Origin of the sequence: Galbibacter pacificus (assembly GCF_029603165.1) — a bacterium.
GTDB classification, from domain to species: Bacteria; Bacteroidota; Bacteroidia; order Flavobacteriales; family Flavobacteriaceae; genus Galbibacter; species Galbibacter pacificus.
In genome coordinates, this window is sequence record NZ_JAQSVC010000001.1 from 474,002 (window position 1) to 497,949 (window position 23,948).

Below are 23,948 nucleotides of genomic sequence, written 5' to 3' on the forward strand. Positions count from 1 at the left end.
CAGTTAGATTATTAAACCTATTAAAATGAAAAAAAATATTATAACCATACTCGTTACAACTTTATTGGTAACTGCTTCCTGTACAAATATGGAAGAAGAACTATACGATAAGGTCCAAGACGACGATTTCGGAACGACTCCCAAAGAAGTGGAAGCTTTGGTTGGGGGTGCGTATTCTTCGTTGCGAGGATTTAGCGATGAAATTTCAAATTCCTTTCCAACCTGCGAATATGTTTTCTTTTTAAATGAAGTAGCCTCTGATGAGGCCACCATCCCGACAAGGGGCCAAGATTGGTACGATGGGGGTCGCTACCAGCAAACACAGCGCCATACATGGGATGCCGAAAACGGAATGATTTTATCGGCTTGGCGGTACTGCTACACAGGCATATCTAAAGTAAACTCCATTATTTACCAAATAGATCAATCGGGGTTAAGTGAGGACGATAAAAAACCTATTTATGCCGAGTTAAAGGCCATAAGGGCATATTATTATTACAGGCTTTTGGACATGTTTGGGAATGTTCCCATTATTACAGACTTTAAGAACCAGGAACTTCCTGCCAATTCCACACGTAAAGAAGTGTACGATTTTGTGGAAAGCGAATTGTTAAATGCCCTCCCTTACCTGCGTTCTGAAATTGTATATTCAAAATTCACAAAGAATGTAGCCTATACCTTGCTTGCCCGGTTGTATCTTAATTCTGAAGCTTTTGTGGGAATTGCACGTTGGCAAGATTGTATTGCCATGTGCCAACAAGTTTCTGGATATTCCATCAACCCAGATTTCTTTGCCAATTTTGCTACGGAAAATCAAGGTTCCAACGAGCTTATTTTTGCCATTCCATACGATTCTGATGCGGGGACTGTTGGAAATTACCTATCGTCCATGACCTATCATTATTTGCACCAGTTTACGGTTTCTGTAACCGGGGATTATCCTTGGTGTGGAAACGGGATTTGTGCACAACCTGGCGCGTATTCTAAGTTTTTGGATACCGATAAACGTAAGGCCAGCATGCTTGAAGGCGAACAAATAAACTTGGCCACCGGCTCGGTATTGATTATGGATAGCGGTGAGCCCCTTATCTATACCGAAGCGATTGAAGATTTTACCAATGCGAAACAAAATGAAGGAGTACGCTTGAGTAAATACGAGGTAAAGGAAGGTGAAAAATGGGAAAGAGACCACGATTGGGTGGTTATGCGCTATGCCGAGGTTTTGATGATGCAGGCAGAATGTTATGTACGCATGGGGTCACCAGAATTGGCACGGCCGTTTTTAGACCAAATAGCACAAAGGGCAGGTACTGAAACCCCGGATGTAATAGATCTTGATTATATAAACGACGAATTGTTGAGGGAATTTGCCTTTGAGGGCCGCAGAAGGACAGACAACATACGTTTTGGAACTTTTTTCGAACCGTGGTGGGAGAAGGAAAGCACTCCAAAATATCGTGGGATTTTCCCCATACCGCAATCAGAGCTGGATAAAAACAAAAACCTAAAACAAAATCCGGAATATTAAAATACAGTAGAAGCAAAGGGGCTTAGATTACATATTTATAAACCCAATAGTTAGCTTTTTTGAACACGGCAAGCCCCTTTGTTATACTGGTTTTGGATACTAGATTATTAATTGAAATGAAGAATAATGTACACATACACAAAACTGTTTTCAGGGCTGTTTTACCTCTTTTTTTGCTGTTCTTGTGATGGGGATTCAGGAGAACAAACGGTTTCTCCAGAAAAAGAGTTTAAAGTAGAAGAATTAGCCGCTAAACCTGTAGATAAATCCAATTCGGCCAAGCTTTTAATGCATTACATGAGCTGGTTTGAAACCAAGGGAAGTAGTGGCAATGGGCAATGGGGCTACCATTGGACCATGAACCATAGCAATCCTGATGTTGTAGGAAAAAATGGAAAAAGAGAAATAGCTTCTCATTATTATCCGCTTATCGGGCCTTATCATTCGGGAGATAAAGATGTAATAGAATACCATTTGCTTTTGATGAAATATGCAGGCGTAGATGGAATTTTAATTGATTGGTATGGAACGTACAATTTAAACGACTATGCCATCATCCATGAAAATGCAGAGCAACTTATAGCCATGCTCGATAAAGTTGGACTGGAATATGCTTTTGTTTACGAAGACCGCTTTCTCAATAATATTGTAGAAGCACAATTGGCCTCAACACCTGTAGAGGCCGCCAAAAAAGATATGGTTTATCTAAGAAATAATCATTTTGGCAATACAAATTATATCCAACTAGACCACAAGCCGTTGTTAATGGTCTTTGGCCCCATTACTTTAAAATCACCCGATCAATGGATTTCTGTTTTTGATGAAAGTCAAACCGAACCCTCTTTTTTAACACTTTGGAACCAAATAAACGAGGCCGGAGAAGGTGCCGTGGGAGAATATGCATGGGTTTATAAAGGGCAATCTTATTTAGAAGACTTTTACCAAACACGGATTAAGGAACTGGATTTTTCCATAGGAAGTGCCTATCCCGGATTTGAAGATTTTTATGCCGAGGCCGGAGTATATGCCGGTATCGATTGGGAAATATCCCCTTTAAACGGGCAAACCTTCAAAGAAACCTTGATGCTCTTTAAAAACTCTTCGTTAGATTGGTTGCAACTTATTACATGGAACGATTTTGGAGAAGGAACTGCCATAGAACCAACAGACGAACTAGGTTTTAAGTACATTGAAGCACTTCAAGATTTTGCAGAAGTTTCACAAAACAAGGACGTTTTTGACGAAATATATCAATTATATCAGCTAAGAAAACTTCATAAAGACAACAGCTCCATTCAATTGCAACTGGATCAAGCTTTCTACCATTTCGTAGCGCTTCAGCCGCAAGAGGCAAAAACAATAATAAATAGCATAAAAAACAAACCCTGAAAACATATACAATGAATATGCGAATGTTTCAAAGGAATGTACTATTCCTCACATTAATAGGCTTATGCCTTTCCTGTACAAAACCAGTAAACGAAATATTGGTTTCCTCGCCCAACGGAAATCATCAATTACTATTTAAATTATCAACCAAAGGAGAACCACTTTATCAAATCAACAGTAACGGAAAAAAAGTGATTACGCCTTCAAAACTCGGAGTTGCTTTTGTAAACCAAGATAGTTTAAACAGCGGCTTTGAATTACTGGGAGTTGAAAAAAATAGCGTCGATACTACTTGGAACCAATCATGGGGCGAGTTTGAATTTATTAGGGATCATCATAACGAATTGATAGTACATTTAAAAGAGACCGATAAAAAACACCGCTTGTTGAACATTGTTTTTAGGGCATTCAATGACGGAATCGGGTTTCGTTATGAATTTCCGGAACAACCGGAATTAAAAGAAGTACAAATTTTAGATGAGTTCACGGAATTTAATTTTCCCGAAGACCAAAAAATTTGGTGGATCCCCGTGCATAGTGAAAATAGTTACTATGAAAGTTTCTACCGAAAAACCCCGATGAGTGAAACAGACACCATTAATACGCCGGCTACCATAGAAACCAACGATAGTCTTTTTGTGGCCATACATGAAGCAAATTTAACCGACTTTGCATCCATGACTCTAAAAAATACCGGGGGGAGCCATTTTAAAAGCGAACTGGTACCTTGGTCTAATGGTGTAAAAGTATATGCCAGCACGCCATTTGTAAGTCCATGGAGAACACTTATTATAGGTGAAAAACCAGGCGATCTGGTAACATCGACTTTAATGCTTAATTTAAACGAACCTTCAAAAATAGACGATTTATCATGGATCAGGCCTTCCAAATACATTGGAATATGGTGGGGAATGCACTTGGAAAAATTTACTTGGGGGCAAGGAGAAAAGCACGGTGCCACAACAGAAAATACCAAAAAATATATTGACTTTGCTGCCGAGAACGGCTTTGATGGTGTCTTGGTAGAAGGTTGGAACCAAGGTTGGGATGGCGACTGGACAGCCGACGGAAATGCTTTTAGCTTTGTGAAACCATACCCAGATTTTGACCTTGAGGAAATAGGCAAATATGCTGTACAAAAAAATGTGCGCTTAATTGGGCACCATGAAACGGCAGGGGCTGCCAAGCACTATGAAGATGAAATGGAAGATGCCTTTAAATTATACCATAAAAACGGGGTCAATACCGTAAAGACCGGATATGTAAATAAATATTTGGATAAAAAGGAATGGCATGATAGTCAATATGGCGTACGGCATTATAGAAAAGTAGTCGAAACAGCGGCAAAATATCATATCATGATTGATAATCATGAACCTGTAAAGGGTACCGGTCTGCAAAGAACATATCCTAATTTAATGACGCAGGAAGGTGGGCGCGGACAAGAATACAATGCCTGGTCGCCCGATGGCGGAAATACCCCCGAACATACAACTATTGTCCCGTTTACACGGATGCTTTCCGGGCCTTTTGATTTTACTCCGGGGAACTTCAATTTTGATTATGAAACCCCAAACGGAGCAATGGTAAATACAACCGTAGCCAAACAATTGGCTTTGTATGTAGTGATTTTTAGCCCATTGCAAATGGCATCAGACCTTCCTGAAAATTACAGGGACCGACCGGCTTTTGAGTTTATTAAAAACGTACCAGTTTCCTGGTCCGATACCAAAGTGTTAAATGCCCAAATTGGTAAATATGTAACTATGGTTAGAAAAGACCGCAAAAGTGAAGACTGGTATCTGGGTTCCATAACCAACAAAGAGGCCCGTAATATGGATATTTCCTGTAATTTTTTAGATAAGGGCAATACTTACGAAGCCACTATTTATACTGATGGAGAAGGCGCTAATTATAAAGATAACCCTTATCCGGTAGGAATTACAAAAAGAAAAGTAGCATCAAAAGATACCATAAACATACATCTGGCCCCGGGCGGAGGAACGGCCATAGCTTTTAAGGCATTAAAAGAATAATTTAAATTTTGAGTTAGCGTTTTTTAGTTTACATTATCTTTAAAAGATCGTTTAATTATCAATAGACGGTCTTTTTTTATTATATAAAAGCAAGTCTTTGTAAGAAAACGACAATCTATTTGTAACATATTTATAAAAGTGATAGATTTATAGCTTCATTTTTATCAATAATTAAAATATAGACGACATAATTAACTACCAACCGAATCTAAAATGAAACGAAGAAAGTTTGTAAACAATACAGCCAAAACAGGCTTGGCGCTTACCTTTTTGGGGGCCATGGCCTGTAAGGAGCAGTCAAAGAAAAAAGAAGCCCCAATAGCCGAAATGGTAGAAGACGTACCATTGTTTTTTAAAATTTCACTTGCCCAATGGTCTTTTCACCGCGCATTAAAATCTGGGAAAATGGATAATTTGGATTTTGCAGCCAAAGCCCAAGCCCTAGGTTGTGAAGGCTTGGAATATGTAAATCAGTTTTTTGCAGACAAGGCCAAAGATACTGCATATCTTTCCCAAATGAACGACAGGGCGACTTCTGCAGGTATGAAAAATGTTCTTATCATGATTGATGGAGAAGGCCAATTGGCCGATGCCGATGCCAAAAAAAGGATGGAGGCCATAGAAAACCATTACAAATGGGTAGAGGCTTCCAAATTTTTAGGATGCCATGCCATTCGTGTCAATCTGGGCGGTGGAAAGGAAATGGAAGAAGCTTCTAAGGCAGGAATCGATTCATTGACAAAACTGTCGGAATTTGCAGCTCAGGAAAATATCAATATACTGGTAGAAAATCACGGAGGGTTCTCATCAAACGGGGCTTGGTTGGCCAATGTAATGAAACAGGTTGAAATGAAGAATTGCGGGACATTGCCGGATTTTGGAAATTTTTGTGTGGAATATGACGAAAATTGGAGCTGTAAAAAAGAATACAATAGGTATAAAGGTGTAAAGGAAATGATACCATATGCCAAAGCCGTAAGTGCTAAATCACATGATTTTGATGCTGATGGAAATGAGACCCATACCGATTATTTAAAGATGATGAAAATGGTGAAAGAGGTGGGTTATACCGGCTTTGTGGGCATTGAATACGAAGGCGAAGGCGTTTCAGAAGAAAAAGGAATCGAACTTACCCGGGATTTGCTCATTAAAGTGGGCAAGGAATTAAGCTAATTATATTATTTAACCAACGCTATAGTTTTCTAGATATACATATATGAAACCACTAAAACCCTTCTCAACAAAGCCGTACTTTTTATTAATGTTCATTGCAGTTGTATTTTTAACCTCTTGTGAAAAAAAGGATAAGCCGCACACGCATTTATCCGATCGAAGTTTGATTCCAGTTCCGGCACAGGTGCATAAAATGGATGGAACTTTTGAAATATCAAAAAACACGATTTTATATACTGATGGAAATAAAGAGCTGGACAAAGTAGCCCAGCAATTTATCAATGACTTTAAAGGTCTAGGCAACCTAGAATTGAAAACCGCATCTTTAGCAGAAGGTATTGATAACGGGATTGTTTTTAAACTGTCTCAACAGATCGATACTGAAGAGGGATACAAACTAAAGGTAACCAATCATCAGATTCAGCTTGAAGCCAAAAACCCCGAAGGTATTTTTAGGGGGGCACAAACAATTTTACAGTTGCTTCCCGCCAAACAAACAGAAGGCTGGTTGGTACCGGCCGTTGAAATAGAAGATTTCCCGCAATATGCATACAGGGGAGCCATGCTCGACGTGGCCAGACATTTTTTTTCGGTAAATGATGTAAAACGGTATATAGATTTAATGGCCGCATATAAATTTAACGTGTTGCATTTGCATTTAACCGATGACCAAGGTTGGCGAATAGAAATAAAATCGTGGCCAAAACTTACCGAAATTGGCGGAAGCACTGAAGTTGGCGGGGAAAAAGGAGGTTTTTATACCCAGGAAGAATATCAGGACATTGTAAAGTATGCTGCCGAAAAATATATTACCATAATTCCCGAAATAGACATGCCAGGCCATACAAATGCCGCCTTGGCATCATACCCCGAACTTAACTGCAATGGCAAGGCTACCGAACTTTATACGGGTACAGAAGTTGGTTTTAGCTCTTTTTGTACCGATAAGGAAATTACCTATAAGTTTATAGACGATGTAATTAAGGAACTGGTTGCCCTTACGCCCGGGCCTTATATCCATATTGGTGGTGATGAATCGCATTCTACCGAACTGGAAGATTACATACCATTTGTAAACCGTGTGCAAGATATAGTTTATAAATACGGTAAAACCCCCATTGGTTGGGACGAGATACGTCACGCTAAATTAAAGAACACTTCTGTAGTACAGTTTTGGGCCAATAAAGAAAATGCATTGGCAGCTGTGCAACAAGGCGCAAAAGTATTAATGTCGCCTGCTTCCAAGGCATATGTAGATATGAAATACGATTCCATAACGCCGCTAGGATTAAGCTGGGCGGGGATTATAAATGTAAAAACAGCATACAATTGGGACCCGGCAACCTTGGTTGATGGCATTGGCAAGCCGGAGATTGTTGGGATCGAGGCACCTTTGTGGACCGAAACATTGAGCAAAATAGAAGATGTTGAATATATGGCCTACCCAAGATTATTGGGCTACGCAGAAATAGGTTGGTCGCAAGATTCGCTTCGGTATTGGGATTCGTATAAAAAAAGACTGTCAATGCAGTACCAATACTTAAAACAAAAGAACATCAACTTTTACGAGTCGAAATTAATTCCGTGGTATAAAGCAACTGTTGATTCCACAGCACATAAGCACTAAATATTATCATATAACTTTGGGTGATTTAAAGAGGACATTTATTAAATGAAATAAGAGAAAAATTAATACGATTATTGTTTTCAATGTTTTGCACGGGCAAAAAAAGGTACAGAGTAATTTTTGAGAAACTTTGGTTTATTATTAATAAAAAATATTATATTTGCACCCGCATTTGCTAATAGTAAAATGCAAAACAAACGGCCTCGTGGCGCAACTGAATAGCGCATCTGATTACGGCTCAGAAGGTTCCAGGTTTGAATCCTGGCGAGGTCACTAAGGGCAAAGCCCAAACAAGTCAAAAACCTTGCAAAATCTATGATTTACAAGGTTTTTGCTGTTTTATAGCTATTGTTTAAATTGAATTGATTTGGTTTAAAATGTAAATAAATCGGTCAACAAAAATTTAAGAGGTTAACACTGTTGACCGAATACATAAAACACTGAACCGTAGTTGATTTGACTTTCATCTTAATGTTAAACCTTAAAGATGACAACTATGAAAACATCACACACCTTTTCTATCCTTTTTTTGCCTTTAGCTTTTTATTAGTAATAATAGTGTAGGGTTCTCCTTTGGATAGAGCGGTCTCATCAATGGATAAATACTTGCCCATATTCTCAGGAAAGATTAACCAGTCTTTAGCGTGGGACTTTTGCTTCCACTCTTTAAACTCACTTAGATAATCTCGATAGTGTCGTTGTAACTTCTTGCCATTAACTCCATAAAACCCACCTATGGTGTGGCAATCATTAGTCTTGGTACTGACCAAGTACTTTTAAAAAAGCAGCGAACTCTTGCGCCATGCGTATGCACCCCACCAAGTGCATACGTTGTAATACATGAAATAACCATCCGATTTACCTAAGTCGAAGAACTTCACATACTGGTTGCTATTGATAAAAAAAAGTGTAGGTGCATCCGTATCGTAATCATTAAAATCCACATTCAACCGTATCCCTTTAGGAGCATAGACAATTTTAATATATCCATCGAACTCATGACTGTTTAATAATGCTAACGAGTCTGAATCAAAAGGAATAAAATCCCAAACGTTGGTAATTGGATTGAAATAATTGTGTTGACATAACTCAAATATAATTTTAATATCAAAATATTTACTTAGAATTCTCAAATTCGGTTCGAATCTTATCACCTTAAATTATTTAATAGGTTCGAACCAGCTATCTAAAAACAAATCCATTTCATTTTTTTTATTAGACCCAGTAAATATTTGAAAATTTCGAATAAATGATATGAATATGTAGAACTAGTTGGCTTTATAATACAAAAAGAGGCACCAAATTGGTACCTCTAATGTGAACCCGCCCGGATATGAAAATCAATTTTTTGGGTTTTGACAGTCTGAAAGTCTCGTATATCTGTTTATTTTAGGTATAAAAGTGTGACTACTTCCCATCGATTACATTATCTTGTGTTCGTCTTTATTAGTTTTCAAATTTGATATTCCAGTTAATGGCCGCTATTCTTTTTTGAATTAGAATTAAAGTACTTAATAGTGCTGTTTCCTTTGGGAAGGAACCGTAAACCAAGTTTTTAAAGTCTGACTCATATACGCTTTTTAAATCGTCCCATACTTTTTCAGGTTTTTCAAATATTAATGAATTGACAGGATGGTTTTTCAACCATTCATTGTTATTTTTAAAACTTATAACATCATCCTGAGCGACTTTTAATAGCATAGTATCAAATTCATTTGATTTAAAAAATGTGAGTAGTTCTTTTACAGAAAGAAGTTGGTTTAAGTCATAAACGTGTCTAATTTTATTCCTTAAATCTGTAATTGGATCTTCACCATATGAAAATCGAACTAAGCTCATGATTTTTTCACAAATAGTCCTGCTTGGTTCCAAAACAAGAACATTGAATGGTAGTAGCACTTGTTCTTCAGCCATTTCATTTTGCCCATTATTTATCATCATTTCACCTACAAAAGAACAAACACTTTTAGTTGTATAGGGTTCAAAGTAACCAAGCCAAGTAGCTTCCACCACAATGACATCTCTTACCTGACCATAATCTCCTTTAAATTCTTTATTATATGAGTGTGCTGTTTTACGGTTCATTCCCATTTTATGCGTTAAGCCTGCTATCTTTATTTCTGGTAGGACATCGCTTACTATATTACTAATTGTTCTTATTTTGGTTGTAAGTTTATTATTTGACTCTCCCGCTCTTCTCAAAACAATGAGGTCAATATCTTCTGAAAATCTTTCAATTATATTGTAACATTTAGATAATGCTGTTCCCCCTTTGAAAACGGTATTGCTGCCAATTTTATCATTGAATATTGTAAAGAGAGTGTATGTTACCCAATAATCCTTTTCTATAAATGTTGCCGGGATTTGCATTTGGTCAGATGTAAACTGTACAGCTTGTCTAAATAGTTTTTTATCCAGGTGAAGTTTCATATGATATTCCAGTTAGAAGCTTTGGTTAATGCTCTTTTTGCACCGGGAATCTCATATTTAGTAATCGGGTTTAGAGATTCTTTCAAGCCAATAGTTATAGATTTATTTTGTGTTTCATCCAACAATGCACCCAATAAAGCCCTTGTAGATGGTGGGTACTTTAAAGACAGTCGTATTAACTCTTTCTTGTCGTCTAAATTCAATTTTTTGATTATTTCCAAAAACCTTAAACAAGAAGCAGCTATGGTACTGTCGGGTATTTTTTTTATGTATTTAATGGAATCTAGGATTTGTAAAAGAGGAATGTTCTTTTTGGTAATTATATTTTTTTGTTTGATAAACGATATTGTATAACGCTCTCTTTTAAATTTAGGACGAATTTCATTTTTTCCTATTTGTATAATGTTACTAACTTGAGTTGTTAATCCTAATTTATTGTATATGCTATAACCTGTGAGATATCCAACTACCTTGCCATCTTCATTTATTAAATCTTTAACTATTTGTTCTTGATTGGGTTGAAGGGTGCCGAAAGGGGTTTTCTCAGGCTTGAAGTATTTTCCTTTTGATAGTTTTTCAATTTTACCTGAATTTACCATACGATTTAAAGCTTTGATGATTGCTTCTTTCTTACTCATATCAATGTCAAAATACTCGTAGGTGAAAATATACCCGTTTGGTAGTCGGTCTATCTTATTTCTTATATATTCAGTTACTTTCAAGTTTTTTAGTTTGTTCAAATATAGAAAAAATATCCAGTTTTTTAACTAATAAACTGGACAAAAAATAATTGATAAAACTTCTTTTTATATTAATTTATTCATATGAGTTAATTCGGGAGTTTATCAAAAGGCCCATAATGTATAGGGATGGTTTGTTTTGACTTTCGTCTATGAATGTTTAATCATTGTAGAGACGACTACCATGCCAATTACCGATACATTCTGAGATATCGCTTATGGAAGCGTATGGGATTGGTTTTCTGCAATTTTTTTTATACTTTTATAAATATCAAGACCTCTATGTATCTTTTTAAGATGCATTTTTATGTTTCTTCCCCCGGTCTAAAAATGAATTTACGCTTAACTTCCCCCTTACCTCTTTTTTTAAGTTAAACCAAACTATAGATGTTATGAGGACAAATCTACCGTTTTTAAGGACCCTTTTTAAAATAACGATAACACTTCGGAAGGGATTGTTGCTAAGGCGTATGTCAAGTTTTACACTGCTCCATAAATAGACTTTTAAAGCTCCTGAGATTTGAAACTTAACCATTTCCTTATCCTTTCAATAGGGGTATTCATAAATGCCCTTCCAGCCGGTGCCTATGGGCAAAGGGTATATGCCACGGTACAACAAAACGGTGTTTCTTTACCGTTATTGGCAAATATAGACAATCCACAAGGAGCAGTTGATACCATCTACACCAATTTTTCTACCCTAAATGTGAGTATTGGCGGGGTGGGTCTTGTATATGCCCAGCAGAACCTTCAGTTTACGGGTGCGCTTCGGCCTTCTCCTTCCTCACCGATTATTATAAAATTTGGAGCTGGAAATACACTTTTGGGACTGGTCAATGCATTAATTGTTCAGCGGACCAATGGAGGGATGAATACAACGGTAGGTACGGCATATTCATCATCTACATTGGCTACACTGATAACCTCTAATGCCGGGTCCAATGCAACGGAAGTTTCGATTCCCATACCGGGGCCCAATACTGCAAGCGACGGAATCCGCTTACGGATAAATACTGCTTTGGGAGTGGGAGTAGCTGCTAACCTCTTTTATGCTTTTTTTATCGTGCCCCCGATACCTGTTAATACTGCTATATCCATCTGTGAAGGAGAAACGGGCCTGATTGAGATAGCTAACTTTCAACCGGGTTATACTTATCTATTATATGACTCCCTTACCGGAGGGGTCCCGATATTAAGCGGTAACTCCCAGGTGATTTCCTTTAATGTTGCAGACCTGTCCAGTGGAAATTATTACCTCGAAGCTATAGAACCTGGTACCGATTTTGCATCAGCCAGGGCTGCCATTCAGATAGTAAAGTATTCTAAGCCCGGAAATCCGGATATTGTGATCCATATAAACGAGAACTAAAAACAATTGAAATTTAACCTAAAAATCACTACTAATGAAAACGTTCAGCAAATTTTTTTTTACAACCTTTTTGGTAACAATGTTATTGAGCTCCTATCAAAATTATTCCCAGACTGTACCAGCCCCTCAAGTTCCAATTTCAACCCCAACGGACCTGGATGTAGGGACTATTGATAGCGGGGCGGCAACGGTTACTGTAATGGATGAGGCAGTTCTATTTTATAATCCAGCCACCAGTGGTCCTTCCATTACACTAACGGCCAGTGTGGATGATGGAGAGGGAAATGTATTTGATTCCTATCAGTGGTATCTGGTCACTGCAGATGGAACTGAAAATACGGTAACAGGTCAGACTACCGCAAACCTTACCCTCTCTGGCCTTGCTCCGGGATATCATAAATACCGTATCTATGGATTATTGGATAATGAAGGGGGGACCGTAACCTGTCAATCTGAAGAATATCAGGATATAATCCTTTTTGTTTTGCCGCCTCTTGAGGTGGAAACTACCGTAAATTTAAACGGGAACCCATTGGGATATTGTGCAAATGATATTCCCGATGTGCCCATAAATTTATCGGTTACCAATCTTACGGCTGATTATTCTGCCAGCACCAACGGTTATGAAAATCCCCTGGGAAATGACTTTGAGGTCACCTATAGTTGGTTCGCAGTTTTAGAAGGCGGTACTGCCAATCCTATCGACCTTGGTACAACCACTGACAATTATGATATTTCAATTACGGATGCGGGAAGTTATACCTTTTATGTTGAAGTTGAATATGTGGTCAAGACCGATGACGGTTCAAGGGACTATATAACTTATGCAGGGGATGTGATAGATGGTTCAGGCGACCCATTGGAAATAACCGTCACTCCGATACCCGGAGCTCCGACCATTACCATTGGGGGTATTACCGATTAAATATGTCATGTGTAAAAACAAGGCCTTTTTGTATATATCATGAACTTATCCATGCATATTCGTTTTTCTTTATATCATATCAGGGTATATCTGGGCATGTTGGCTGTTTTTGCTGGGTTCCTTGAGAGTGGTTATGCCCAATCAGAAAATCAACGGATAGTTGTTGCCCCTGGAAAGTCTGTAGAATTAAATATTTCATCAAAAGGAGCAACACACTATATATGGTGGCGAAACGATACAATCATTAATGTGAGTGGCAGTAATTATATGGCAAAAAAGGAAGGGGTATATAGAGCCATGGCATACAATGGGTATGATTGTACGTCGATACTTTCAAATAGTGTCGAGGTTGTGCATGAAAATATCCCTGAAGAGTTTTCCGTGCAGCATTTTTGTGATATGGCAATGCCCACCATTATGGAAATAGATGTTGGTATGGAAGACTTGATTTGGTATGCGACAGAAGAGAGGGAAATAAGCCTTCCTGCGACCACACGACTGGAGGATGGAAAAACATATTATGCTTCCAGTATAGGGACACCGGCAAAATATGCCGTTCAGGTATTTATGGATGCCTGTATTGATATTGCACTCCATAAAAATGTAGACAGGACCCAAGCCCCTGTCGGGTCATTGGTAAACTTTACTGTTTCGGTTTCCAATAATACCCAAATATCAGCAGCAAATATCCTGGTTAAGGAACCGTTGCCCTCCGGTTATATATACCTTAGCCACCAATCCAGTACCGGTGCTTATCACGTAACCGATGGTATTTGGGAGTTGCCCGTTCTGTTGCCCTATGCGAAGGAGACCTTGACAATAAAGGTCAGGATTGCCAAAGGAGATAATTATCTCAATAGTGCGGATTTGTTGTATTCTGAACCAGAAGATTTCATATTGAGGAATAATGTTGCAACCGCGTCCGTAAATCCATTGTGTATAATAGTATTTGATATTTTCACCCCCAATAATGACGGGATGAACGATGCATTTAAAATTGGCTGTATTGAGCATTATCCAGAGAACGTACTCAACATTTATAATAGAAACGGGGTTTTGGTATATCATAAAAAAAGGTATGACAACAGTTGGAAAGGATATAGTAACGTACATGGTGTAATTAATAAAAACGAACGTTTGCCCGCAGGGGTCTATTATTATATTTTGAATTTGGGAACTGATATAAAACCGATAATGGGATGGGTCTATATGGGGTATTAATTTTGGACAGCGATAAGAATGGATTGTTTATGAAAAAGCTTTTTTCAGTATCGATTAACCTTTGAACAACATCTAAATATAAAAGAGAAACTCATTACTGAGATGTAGCTCAAAATATAAAGTAACGGTCCCCCTTATGAGTTTATAACGGTTCCAAGGCACATACCCCGGCAAGAGAAATATTGTCTAATCCTTTTTGGATATCATTGCTCGAGCTAATATAGTGGTGCTACCTTATGCCCGTAGAAGAAGTGGACATATGATATTAGCGGCAAGTATGGTATTTGAGTTGCTATGTTTTTTGTGAAAACGTTTTTTAGGAAAATTAAATATATAGGAGGTAGCTATGACATATATCATATGCTATAAAAATCTTTAGTTTCTCAGCCTTACATTTCCTTTTTATCTGGAAATAGAAAAGGAGATGTTGTAAATAAATTGGACTTTATATGCCCGACCATCATAAGAATGATGGATGAAAATCATTGTATGCATGTTTTATATTCAAATGTTTAGGCAATGCATTGTAAGCCTCAATTTGCTATATTTGTATGGCCTGAAAGAGATTGTTATACTGTAATGAACCATGCTATGGGTTTGTGTTCGTGTAATGTGGTACACTGTTCAATTCGAGTTATGAAATTATAATAAAGATGCCTTGTAAAGGTAATAACGACAAGGGATAAGCAATTAATGAATAATGGCAAAACAGGATTATAATAGGGATATTTTAACGAGTGCTGAAAGATTCAAAGAAGTCTTGAAATTTTTAAAAATGAATGCTTCTCAAATGGACGGTATATTGAAATCAAAAGGGATTTTCAATAGTCGGGCCGTTTTAGACGGCACAGAGGATATCAGTATGCCCATGGCCAGGATTATTATAGAGAAATGGCCCGAGATTAATGAACTATGGTTGTTGACCGGGGAAGGTACCATTACAAAGGGGGAAGTTGAAACTGGGACCGGCATTTCAGTTGGGGATATTGAAATTGTATTGAAGTGTTTATTGAACCACGAGGAAGTGCTCTTAAAAAATAAGATATTCAATAAGTGGTTGGAAAACAAAATATTAATACGGGAAAATAGTTTATTGAAGGAAATACAGGCCAAATATAATTTAACCGAAAAGGCCTAAACTTTTTCGAATTAAAAGATTCTCCCCTTTATTTTGATAGAATTCGGTTTCAAGCTTTCCGACCAGGTCCAGTTTATATAAAAGCCTTAAAAACTCTTCTTTTACCAACGCAAGCATATCAGCCTCTTCGCCTTTTTTGTGGGACTCTTTATTTTTATATTCATTTATAAGCTGCTCAAACCTCTTTATGGCAATATCATTTCTTAGCTCACCATTTCGATATTCGGATAAGAGTGTTTTTATTTGAATATTTAGTTCTTTCATTTTTAGGTTTTTATGCAGTAGCTTGGCGTTATTGTATTAGGGACTTGTTTACCTCGTTTATGAAACTGAATGCATTCTCAACAAATTCATCAGCTTCTTTTTTCTCCTGTAACCTTTTAATCCTGTAATTATTGAACAACTTGAAAATCAGAAATGAAATAAATAAAGAACAGGTTATATTAGCAATTTCATAGACATAGTCCGGATAGGGAGAATTTGAATCTATGAATACGTAGAATAAGTAATACAAGGCTACCGAACAGAACAATATATTGATCATATCCGATAGTCGCTTAACCGATAAATTTTTGTCCGGGATAAAACCTATGACCCAAAAAGTAAACATAGAGAGCCCGAAGAGGATGTAATGGGTTCCAAAAGTATAAAGGAAACTTCGCGTACTGCTAAAGCCAAACAATCCGTCATCAGCTCCTTTTTCGAAAAAGATATGCCAAAAAGGAGCGGTGATAGCGGATAGTGAAAACATAATTAATAGAACAAGATAGATATTATCCCTTGTCCCTTGGGTTTTCAATTTCATCTTTATCGATAAGCTGGTAGTTTTCAATTTTAGATGGCTTTTCTTGGTTTGCTTTGTATAAGCTTTCTGTGTCTGTTACCTGATCATTAGTACATGAAAAACTCAATGTAATAATCATCATTAGTCCGATAAATAAAGATTTTTTGATCATTTTTATATAGTTTAAAAGTTAATAAGTTAAAATTAACTTTCTACTATACGCATATGCCTTCACAGGTTAAAAATTATCAAAAAATTATAAACAAAATCTACATAATGTATTGATATTCATATGTGTTGATCTTATTCAATAAGATACAATATAATTTAAATTTTAATGGTTAAGGCCTCCTCTCATGCAAGTTAGGAGAACGTCAAATATAAAAAAAAATCTTCATTTAACAGTTATAGGGGACTAGTTTTTTTGATATATCCAATAACCCAAATAAACCCTAACGGATAGGGGTGCCAGGTACATCCTCTCTATAACCATTCCGATTTTTCGCTACCTCAGGGCTCAATCCATAGGAAAGAAATAGAAATTGCAGGACAAATTCCGGCAACATCCTATAGAAAATGTCATTGAAAATATAGAATTGTAAAAATTGCTGCCATAATCAAAGAGGCATATTTAGGAATCGGGGATACGCCCAATTTTCATGAAATGGAAGTGTATTGCGGAAAAGGAGCTATTTTGGCTAGATGAAACTATTGATTTCCTAGTCCATGAGTCTTTTAACTGAATTTCTGATTTTAATAGTAGGCTTTAAAAGGATCTTGGAAGTATTTTGCTCTTCATCATATAATTTGGTGTATAATAATTCCACGGCTACTTTACTGATATCTTCTACTGGTTGGACAACGCATGACAATGGTGTCGCCAAAAAATCCAGATAGGGGTGATCGTCAAAGGTAATTAAGGATATATTTTCAGGAATGTCCAATTTAGCCTCTTTAATGGCCTTCATACATCCCATGGCAATGGTATTGCTTAAGGCAAATATGGCGGTAGGCCTGTTTTTTTGTTTGAGCAACAGTTGAGTGGAAAGATATCCGTTTTGAAATGTGAAATTATCACCGATAATATTAAAATCATTGATTCCCGATTCTTTCATGGCCTCTTTAAAACCTTCAATACGGAGCTTGTTCGTATTGGACTCTTGCACCCCTTGAATGCATACAATATTATGATGTCCATTTTCAATAAAATATTTAGCGGCCATATAGGCCCCCTTATAATTGTCTGTTGAAACAAAAGGAATGTCCAGATCGATGAAATAACGGTCGATGCATACTACCGGTATGCCTTGATTGTGTATCTCGTCAATATGTTCCCATTGGTTTCCACAGGGGACAATAATCAGTCCTTCTATATTTCTGGAGACAAGCTGTCTCAATTCTTTTTTTTCAATTTCAGGATTTTCATCACTTTCCCCGATGATGGTAATGTAACCATGTTTCCTGATTTCTGTATTTATCCTACTGGATATCTCAGCAAAAAAGGGATTATTAAGAGAGGGGACAATTAAGGCTATGGTATTGCTTTTTCCACTTTTTAAATTAGCGGCGAATTGGTTCGGCACATAATTCAGTTCCCTGGCAACTTTTCTTATTTTTTCCTGAGATTTTTTCCCTATCCTATATTCCTTGGCCTTGTTATTTAGGACCCTCGATACAGTTGATATTGATAGACCTGTTTTTTCTGCAATGTCCCTAATATTTATTTTATTGCTATTATTTTCTTTATTCGGCATATATAGGATAAACGTTTGCATAAAGATACTTATTTTTCTTACATGATTTAATTTTTCATGTTATAAAATTTTTTTTTCGATAGATATGTTTGTATAAATTTAACATATCACTAATAATATAATAAAATATAAGGCCTATAAGTATCTTTATATCATTTTTAAGAGGTATTTTTTAAATTTTTATCAAAATAATTTGCGCAAACGTTTGCATAATTCAAATTTCTTCTTTAGGTTTGTTTTGTAGAACTATGACAGACTGGTTTTAATATGCACAAACGTTTGTTTTAAATAAACTAAAATCTATTGAATTGATGAAAAGAATTTTGTACTTAATCATTCCCATGTTACTTCTTTTAAATAGAAGTGCTGCACAAGCGGTCGGTTACACAAGTTTATTTGAAGAGGTTTTTGAGGGGCCTGACCAAAATAAAGATTACCAAGCGTGGCACATGTCGATGGATCAATGGCGGGAGACGACCAGAAGGAGTATCGATTATGATTCTTCCCAATATAACAACCGCGAACTGGAGTGGATTAACAGCTCATTTATATATGTCCAAATGATGGCGCATGACCGTTACTTTTATGACCCATTGTCCAGTACCTATACCGTAGATCGTTATTTGGAGGATTTAGAGCAGAGATATGGTGGTATTGATGCTGTCCTGATCTGGCCTACCTATCCGAATATAGGCATAGATAACAGGAATCAGTTTGATCTTCTTCATGATATGCCCGGCGGAATAGAGGGGGTAAAGAAAATGATAGGTGACTTTCATTCAAAAGGGGTAAAAGTATTTTTTCCAATCATGATATGGGATAATGGTACCCGGAAAATCGACCTGCCAATGGCCCTGGCATTGGTAAAGGAAATGAAGCGCCTAGGCGCAGATGGATTAAATGGAGATACAATGTTCGGGGTTACACGGGAATTCATGGCCGCAGCGGACAGCCTAGACTATCCACTGATTTTTCAACCGGAACTCAGCATTGGGAGACCCCAAAAATTTACACAAAAAAAAGAGACAGACACCTTGGAAGGGGACGGGGTTTCCAAATTAAAGCCTATCGAATGGAACCTGTCGAGCTGGGGTTATTTTTTTCCTTATGAATCCATTACCCCGGGGGTAAGTGTTTATAAATGGTTAGAACCCTCCCATCAGGTTTTTGTTACCAACCGGTGGGCAAGGGATAAAACGGATGATTTACAGCATGCTTTTTTTAACGGCATAGGCTATAATGCCTGGGAAAATATCTGGGGTGTATGGAATCAGATCACGGAAAGGGATGCAGCGGCCATTAAAAGGATATCGACTATTTATAGATCATTTCCGCAGATATGGAAGAGTAAACAATGGCGGCCCTATGTCCCGACCCTTCAATCACGGGTATATGCTTCGGAATTTCCCGGAAATGACCGGACCATTTATACATTAATTAACCGTGACAGTATACCAAGAGAAGGGGTTCAGCTCGAACTCCCCAATAAAATAGGGGCCGTATATTACGATATTTGGAATGGAAAGGTATTGCAACCAGAAAAGAAAGGCAACAAGGTACTTTTGAACTTTCCGATTGAAGCACATGGATATGGTGCCGTATTAGAAATTTTAAAGGAAAGTGTCGATGGTACTATTGATAGGTTTTTAAAAAAAATGCATGACTTTTCAAATCGTTCTTTAAGTTCATTCCCTGGGAAGTGGGGGCCGCTTCCTCAAAAAATGGTGGAGATACAGGGCACCAGCCCCCTATTGGACAAACCGGAAGGAATGATCTATGTTCCCGAAAACAAACATTATGAATTCATTTCAAACGGTGTCATGATCGAGGGGAATGACCTGCCTACTGCCGTAGGCATCCAACACCCATGGGAAAAACATCCCGCACGTTCCCAGCAGCATTTGATGAGCATCAAGGCTTTTTATATCGATAAGTACCCGGTCACCAATGAACAATACAAATCATTTATGGATGCAACCGGATATGAACCTGAAGATAAGCATAATTTCTTGAAGGATTGGGATAATGGTACATATCCGGAAGGTTGGGCGAATAAGCCCGTGACCTGGGTATCGATAGAAGATGCAAGGGCATACGCCAAATGGGCCGGTAAAAGGTTACCTCATGAATGGGAATGGCAATATGCGGCACAAGGTGGTAATAAGGACATATTATACCCATGGGGGCGTATTATGGATACTACCAGGATACCATCAATTGATTCGACGAGGACCCCCCGTGCGGTAACTGACGTGGATATTTTCCCCCAAGGCGCAAGTTCACTCGGGATAATGGACCTGATAGGCAATGTTTGGCAATGGACGGACGAATATAGGGATGAACATACACGGGCTGCCGTGTTGAAAGGGGGTGGGTTTTATCGGTCGGCTACTTCTGATTGGTATTTTCCGCGAGCTTATGAACTTAATAAATACGGTAAATATTTGCTGATGGCCCCCAGTATAGACCGTTCCGCCACTATTGGGTTCAGATGTGTCGGAGATACACCATGACCATGGAGGCGGCCCTGAACCGGAGCTTTATTTTTTAACAGATAGAACAAACGTTTGTTTTGTATAAGGACAATTGTAAAAATAATACCAGATCAAATAACTAATTAGCGAAACACGCAATCAAATTCCTTGATGAAAAGATCGGAAGGCGAATTAACCAAAAACCAAGCAAATTATGAAAAATACTTTTTACGCAAAGGGGTACTATTTGAAGGTTATACCAAAAATTTGGTTCTTATCATGTATACTAATGATGGGGACTTACCATTCGGCCAATGCACATAGGCCTATTGATACCGTTCGGATGGACCAAAATAAAGACATATACCAACAGTCCGTAACCGGTATCGTTACGGATGAGCAGGGCGTTCCGTTACCGGGAGCCAATATTGTGGAAAAAGGTACCAGTAATGGGGTAACAGCTGATTTCGATGGAAATTTCTCGATAGATATTTCTAATGGGAATGCAGTTTTGATTGTTTCCTATATTGGATTTGAAACACAGGAGGTTGCCGTTGATGGACAAGCAAACCTTGAAATACTTCTAAAGGAGAATGCTGCAAAGCTTGATGAGGTAGTGGTAATCGGTTATGGAACACAAAAGAAGGTCAGCCTAACCAGTGCGGTTGGTACGGTAGACGGGGAAACTTTGGAAAAAAGAACTGTAAAGAACGTGCAGCAATCGCTTCAGGGAAATGTATCCGGATTGACAATCCAGGATCAGGGAGGGGCGCCGGGGACCTCTAGAATGACAATGAGGATAAGGGGAGTAACGACTTTGAGCAACAATGATCCCTTGGTTATTGTTGACGGGATTGAGCAGGACCTTACCTATCTAAACCCAAATGATATTGAATCCGTATCCGTACTTAAGGATGCCTCTTCAACGGCTATCTACGGATCAAGAGCCTCTAATGGGGTCGTGCTTGTAACGACAAAACGGGCAAAGGAAGGCAAATTGAATGTTTCATGGAATTCCTACTATGCCATACAGAAATCCAATAATCAACCTGAACATATGGGCCTTGAAGATTATATGCGGATGCAGAATGTGGCATGGACCAATTCGTCGGGGAGCCCGATTTATACAGAAGAATACATTCAGGAATATATCCATGCAACGGACCGTCTTAAATACCCGCTCCCCAATACATGGTTTAAGGAAGTTTTGCACCCTGCACCTCAAACGAGTAAGGCCTTATCCATATCGGGAGGAACCGAAAATATCAAATCGCTGGTAAGCCTCCGACATTTGGACCAAGAAGGAATTATACCCAATTCGGACTCGAAAATTTCGGAATTACGCATGAACACCGATTTTAAACTAAGCCCTAAATTGAACTTTTCTGCTGATTTCAATTACAGGCACCAAAGCGCTACAAACCCATTGGATGTAGACCATGTAATCAATGGAATGTTGCAAAACTCCCAATGGACGGTTCCGGTTTATCCTGACGGGACTTATGGAGTCTCTGCCGATGGTTCCAGCCCCTTGGTAAGGGCAAATCTTGACGGAACGGCCAAGGATTACCAAGATTATTTCTTGGGAAATTTAAAGGGCATATGGGAAATTGTGGGAGGCTTGAAGTTTACCTTACAGTACAGTCTTCGTGCCACGTTTGATAAAAGCAAGGATTTTTCAAACAAATATCAGGTACTGGACTATTATGACCCAGGTAAAGTATTGGTCAATAAGCCCATCAATAGTTTAACGGAAGGAAGGTCCGATATGCGGGAGACAACGCTGAACGGGCTTCTTAACTATACCAAAACCTTTGGGAACCATGATTTTAATGTGCTATTGGGGTATTCGGAAATTGAGAACAAGGCCTCTAATTTATCTGCCTATCGTCAGGAATTTTACAGCAATGATATTCAATCGATTTCGCAAGGGGCCAATGATGGGACAAAAGATAATTCGGGTATTGATGTGGAATGGAGTTTACGTTCTTATTTTGGTAGGCTAAACTATTCTTATATGAATAAGTATCTTTTTGAAGCCAATGTCCGGTATGATGGATCTTCACGTTTTGCAAAGGGCAATCAATACAGTACCTTTCCATCCTTTTCTACGGGTTGGAGACTATCTGAGGAGAATTTTTGGAGCGGTTTAAAAAATACGTTCAATGAATTTAAACTAAGGGGTTCTTATGGTAAATCCGGAAACCAGGCGGTCGATCCCTATAGTTTCCTGGCGACATATAATTTACAGAGCTATTCATTTGGAGAGAACCCTGCCGTTGGCTATAGGCAAACAGATTTGGCCAATAGGGATATTTCTTGGGAAACAACTACACAGACCGATGTGGGACTGGATTTGCAAATGCTGACAAATAGGATTACGCTATCAGTTGACTACTATCACAAAAAGACAGAAGATATATTGTTGGAAGTTCCGGTACCGGCAACATTGGGACTGTATGCCTCGGCACAAAATATAGGCAGGGTGGACAATAAGGGATGGGAATTTACCCTGGGCCTACGAAACAGTTTTAATGAATTTAATATAAACAGCAATTTTAATTTTTCAATCAATAACAACGAGGTAATTGATTTGGGGGGGACCGGCCCCTATATATATGGACTGTATGAAGGAAACGCATATCTAGGGGGTGCTAATGAATCCAGAGTGACTACCAGGGTAGGCCTTCCGATCCATTCATGGTGGGGGTATAAAACCGATGGATATTTTCAAACCCAGGAAGAAGTCGCCAATTATCCCACTATTATAAGTGATGCCCAACCGGGGGATGTTAAGTTCCTTGACGAGAACGGAGATGGAAAGATCACACCGGACGATATGGTTAATTTGGGACAGAGTTTTCCAAAATACAATTTCGGTGCCAATTTTGATTTCTCATATAAGGCATTCGCTTTAAATATCCAGTTACAGGGAGCAGCGGGCTATAAAGCCCGTGTTGGGGGAGCTTTGGCTGAAATGGGGATATGGGGAGGATTTACCCATAAGGTAACCGGGGATTACTGGACCCCCGACAATCCGGATGCGCGATTCCCCAGACCGCTAAAATTTGACCTTAGGAATATAATAATGGCAGATAGGGACCTGCTGGACGGAGCATACCTGCGGGTGAAAAACGTACAGTTGTCCTATAAATTGCCTGTAGCCTTCACAAGTGTATTGGGCATAAGGGATGCCAGTTTATACGTCTCGACAACCAACCTGTTGACCTTCGCCGCTTTAAATGATTTTGATGTGGATCCTGAAGAAGTTATAGGTGGACGTGCCGAACGTTATCCACAGACTTCATTGACTACCTTGGGTGTGAACATTAATTTTTAGAGAATATTGAAAAAAACATA

At 38.3% G+C, this 23,948-nt stretch carries 18 protein-coding genes and 1 tRNA gene; 12 read left to right on the top strand and 7 right to left on the bottom strand.

From position 1 onward, the window contains the following. Positions 1–25: 25 nt before the first annotated feature. From PSF86_RS01935 to PSF86_RS01960, 6 genes are all read left to right on the top strand, one after another. The gene (locus tag PSF86_RS01935) at positions 26–1,528 is read left to right on the top strand and encodes a RagB/SusD family nutrient uptake outer membrane protein (protein ID WP_277898370.1); all 1,503 of its coding nucleotides are present in this window, start codon (positions 26–28) and stop codon (positions 1,526–1,528) included. Positions 1,529–1,654: 126 nt separating this feature from the next. Further along, a complete protein-coding gene (locus tag PSF86_RS01940; protein WP_277898371.1) occupies positions 1,655–2,917 on the top strand; it encodes a glycoside hydrolase family 99 protein in 1,263 nt (420 codons plus the stop codon). A 23-nt stretch (positions 2,918–2,940) separates the two neighbouring features. Beyond that, positions 2,941–4,953: a glycoside hydrolase family 97 protein gene (locus tag PSF86_RS01945; RefSeq protein ID WP_277898372.1), complete on the top strand. Its 2,013-nt coding sequence runs from the start codon at positions 2,941–2,943 to the stop codon at positions 4,951–4,953. A 213-nt stretch (positions 4,954–5,166) separates the two neighbouring features. Then, positions 5,167–6,126, top strand: coding sequence for a sugar phosphate isomerase/epimerase family protein (locus tag PSF86_RS01950; RefSeq protein WP_277898373.1), 960 nt, complete (start codon positions 5,167–5,169; stop codon positions 6,124–6,126). A 43-nt stretch (positions 6,127–6,169) separates the two neighbouring features. Beyond that, positions 6,170–7,753 carry a beta-N-acetylhexosaminidase gene (locus PSF86_RS01955; protein ID WP_277898374.1) on the top strand — a complete coding sequence of 528 codons (1,584 nt, stop codon included), beginning with the start codon at positions 6,170–6,172 and terminating at the stop codon, positions 7,751–7,753. A gap of 199 nt (positions 7,754–7,952) precedes the next feature. Beyond that, a tRNA-Arg gene (locus tag PSF86_RS01960) sits at positions 7,953–8,026 on the top strand. 503 nt (positions 8,027–8,529) lie between these two features. Here PSF86_RS01960 and PSF86_RS01965 read toward each other — a convergent pair. From PSF86_RS01965 to PSF86_RS01975, 3 genes are all read right to left on the bottom strand, one after another. Next, entirely contained in the window at positions 8,530–8,907 is a 378-nt protein-coding gene (locus tag PSF86_RS01965; protein WP_277898375.1) for a hypothetical protein, read from the bottom strand. Between the two features lie 292 nt (positions 8,908–9,199). After that, a complete protein-coding gene (locus tag PSF86_RS01970) occupies positions 9,200–10,183 on the bottom strand; it encodes a nucleotidyl transferase AbiEii/AbiGii toxin family protein (RefSeq protein WP_277898376.1) in 984 nt (327 codons plus the stop codon). Further along, entirely contained in the window at positions 10,180–10,905 is a 726-nt protein-coding gene (locus PSF86_RS01975) for a DUF6088 family protein (RefSeq protein ID WP_277898377.1), read from the bottom strand. The genes PSF86_RS01970 and PSF86_RS01975 overlap by 4 nt, the downstream gene beginning before the upstream one ends. 538 nt (positions 10,906–11,443) lie before the next feature. Between PSF86_RS01975 and PSF86_RS01980 the strand changes: the two genes are divergently transcribed. The 4 genes from PSF86_RS01980 (at position 11,444) to PSF86_RS01995 (ending at position 15,576) form a co-directional block, all read left to right on the top strand. Beyond that, on the top strand, positions 11,444–12,292 hold the full coding sequence (locus PSF86_RS01980; RefSeq protein ID WP_277898378.1) for an immunoglobulin domain-containing protein: 849 nt from the start codon (positions 11,444–11,446) through the stop codon (positions 12,290–12,292). 34 nt (positions 12,293–12,326) lie between these two features. Then, complete coding sequence (locus PSF86_RS01985) at positions 12,327–13,217, top strand: hypothetical protein (protein WP_277898379.1); 891 nt, start codon at positions 12,327–12,329, stop codon at positions 13,215–13,217. Between the two features lie 39 nt (positions 13,218–13,256). Beyond that, positions 13,257–14,438 carry a T9SS type B sorting domain-containing protein gene (locus PSF86_RS01990; protein WP_277898380.1) on the top strand — a complete coding sequence of 394 codons (1,182 nt, stop codon included), beginning with the start codon at positions 13,257–13,259 and terminating at the stop codon, positions 14,436–14,438. Between the two features lie 700 nt (positions 14,439–15,138). Next, positions 15,139–15,576 carry a hypothetical protein gene (locus PSF86_RS01995; RefSeq protein ID WP_277898381.1) on the top strand — a complete coding sequence of 146 codons (438 nt, stop codon included), beginning with the start codon at positions 15,139–15,141 and terminating at the stop codon, positions 15,574–15,576. On the opposite strand, the gene PSF86_RS02000 is transcribed toward PSF86_RS01995, so the two are convergent. From PSF86_RS02000 to PSF86_RS02015, 4 genes are all read right to left on the bottom strand, one after another. Next, on the bottom strand, positions 15,559–15,840 hold the full coding sequence (locus PSF86_RS02000; RefSeq protein ID WP_277898382.1) for a hypothetical protein: 282 nt from the start codon (positions 15,838–15,840) through the stop codon (positions 15,559–15,561). The two genes, PSF86_RS01995 and PSF86_RS02000, sit on opposite strands and share 18 nt — an antisense overlap. 28 nt (positions 15,841–15,868) lie before the next feature. Continuing rightward, positions 15,869–16,327, bottom strand: coding sequence for a hypothetical protein (locus tag PSF86_RS02005; RefSeq protein ID WP_277898383.1), 459 nt, complete (start codon positions 16,325–16,327; stop codon positions 15,869–15,871). Between the two features lie 22 nt (positions 16,328–16,349). After that, positions 16,350–16,532, bottom strand: a complete 183-nt coding sequence (locus tag PSF86_RS02010; RefSeq protein WP_277898384.1) for a hypothetical protein — start codon at positions 16,530–16,532, stop codon at positions 16,350–16,352. A gap of 547 nt (positions 16,533–17,079) precedes the next feature. After that, entirely contained in the window at positions 17,080–18,135 is a 1,056-nt protein-coding gene (locus tag PSF86_RS02015; protein ID WP_277898385.1) for a LacI family DNA-binding transcriptional regulator, read from the bottom strand. Positions 18,136–18,425: 290 nt separating this feature from the next. Here PSF86_RS02015 and PSF86_RS02020 point away from each other — a divergent pair, with 290 nt between their 5' ends. Next, the gene (locus PSF86_RS02020; protein ID WP_277898386.1) at positions 18,426–20,627 is read left to right on the top strand and encodes a formylglycine-generating enzyme family protein; all 2,202 of its coding nucleotides are present in this window, start codon (positions 18,426–18,428) and stop codon (positions 20,625–20,627) included. Positions 20,628–20,802: 175 nt separating this feature from the next. Continuing rightward, a complete protein-coding gene (locus tag PSF86_RS02025; RefSeq protein WP_277898387.1) occupies positions 20,803–23,928 on the top strand; it encodes a SusC/RagA family TonB-linked outer membrane protein in 3,126 nt (1,041 codons plus the stop codon). The last annotated feature ends 20 nt before the right edge of the window (positions 23,929–23,948 follow it).

Excerpts from the sequence above, each read along its gene's own strand:
- PSF86_RS01935 (WP_277898370.1), top strand. The coding sequence starts at position 26 with ATGAAAAAAAATATTATAACCATACTCGTTACAACTTTATTGGTAACT.
- PSF86_RS01940 (WP_277898371.1), top strand. The coding sequence starts at position 1,655 with ATGTACACATACACAAAACTGTTTTCAGGGCTGTTTTACCTCTTTTTT.
- PSF86_RS01945 (WP_277898372.1), top strand. The coding sequence starts at position 2,941 with ATGTTTCAAAGGAATGTACTATTCCTCACATTAATAGGCTTATGCCTT.
- PSF86_RS01950 (WP_277898373.1), top strand. The coding sequence starts at position 5,167 with ATGAAACGAAGAAAGTTTGTAAACAATACAGCCAAAACAGGCTTGGCG.
- PSF86_RS01955 (WP_277898374.1), top strand. The coding sequence starts at position 6,170 with ATGAAACCACTAAAACCCTTCTCAACAAAGCCGTACTTTTTATTAATG.
- PSF86_RS01970 (WP_277898376.1), bottom strand. The coding sequence starts at position 10,183 with ATGAAACTTCACCTGGATAAAAAACTATTTAGACAAGCTGTACAGTTT.
- PSF86_RS01985 (WP_277898379.1), top strand. The coding sequence starts at position 12,327 with ATGAAAACGTTCAGCAAATTTTTTTTTACAACCTTTTTGGTAACAATG.
- PSF86_RS01990 (WP_277898380.1), top strand. The coding sequence starts at position 13,257 with ATGAACTTATCCATGCATATTCGTTTTTCTTTATATCATATCAGGGTA.
- PSF86_RS01995 (WP_277898381.1), top strand. The coding sequence starts at position 15,139 with ATGGCAAAACAGGATTATAATAGGGATATTTTAACGAGTGCTGAAAGA.
- PSF86_RS02000 (WP_277898382.1), bottom strand. The coding sequence starts at position 15,840 with ATGAAAGAACTAAATATTCAAATAAAAACACTCTTATCCGAATATCGA.
- PSF86_RS02005 (WP_277898383.1), bottom strand. The coding sequence starts at position 16,327 with ATGTTTTCACTATCCGCTATCACCGCTCCTTTTTGGCATATCTTTTTC.
- PSF86_RS02010 (WP_277898384.1), bottom strand. The coding sequence starts at position 16,532 with ATGATCAAAAAATCTTTATTTATCGGACTAATGATGATTATTACATTG.
- PSF86_RS02015 (WP_277898385.1), bottom strand. The coding sequence starts at position 18,135 with ATGCAAACGTTTATCCTATATATGCCGAATAAAGAAAATAATAGCAAT.
- PSF86_RS02020 (WP_277898386.1), top strand. The coding sequence starts at position 18,426 with ATGAAAAGAATTTTGTACTTAATCATTCCCATGTTACTTCTTTTAAAT.
- PSF86_RS02025 (WP_277898387.1), top strand. The coding sequence starts at position 20,803 with ATGAAAAATACTTTTTACGCAAAGGGGTACTATTTGAAGGTTATACCA.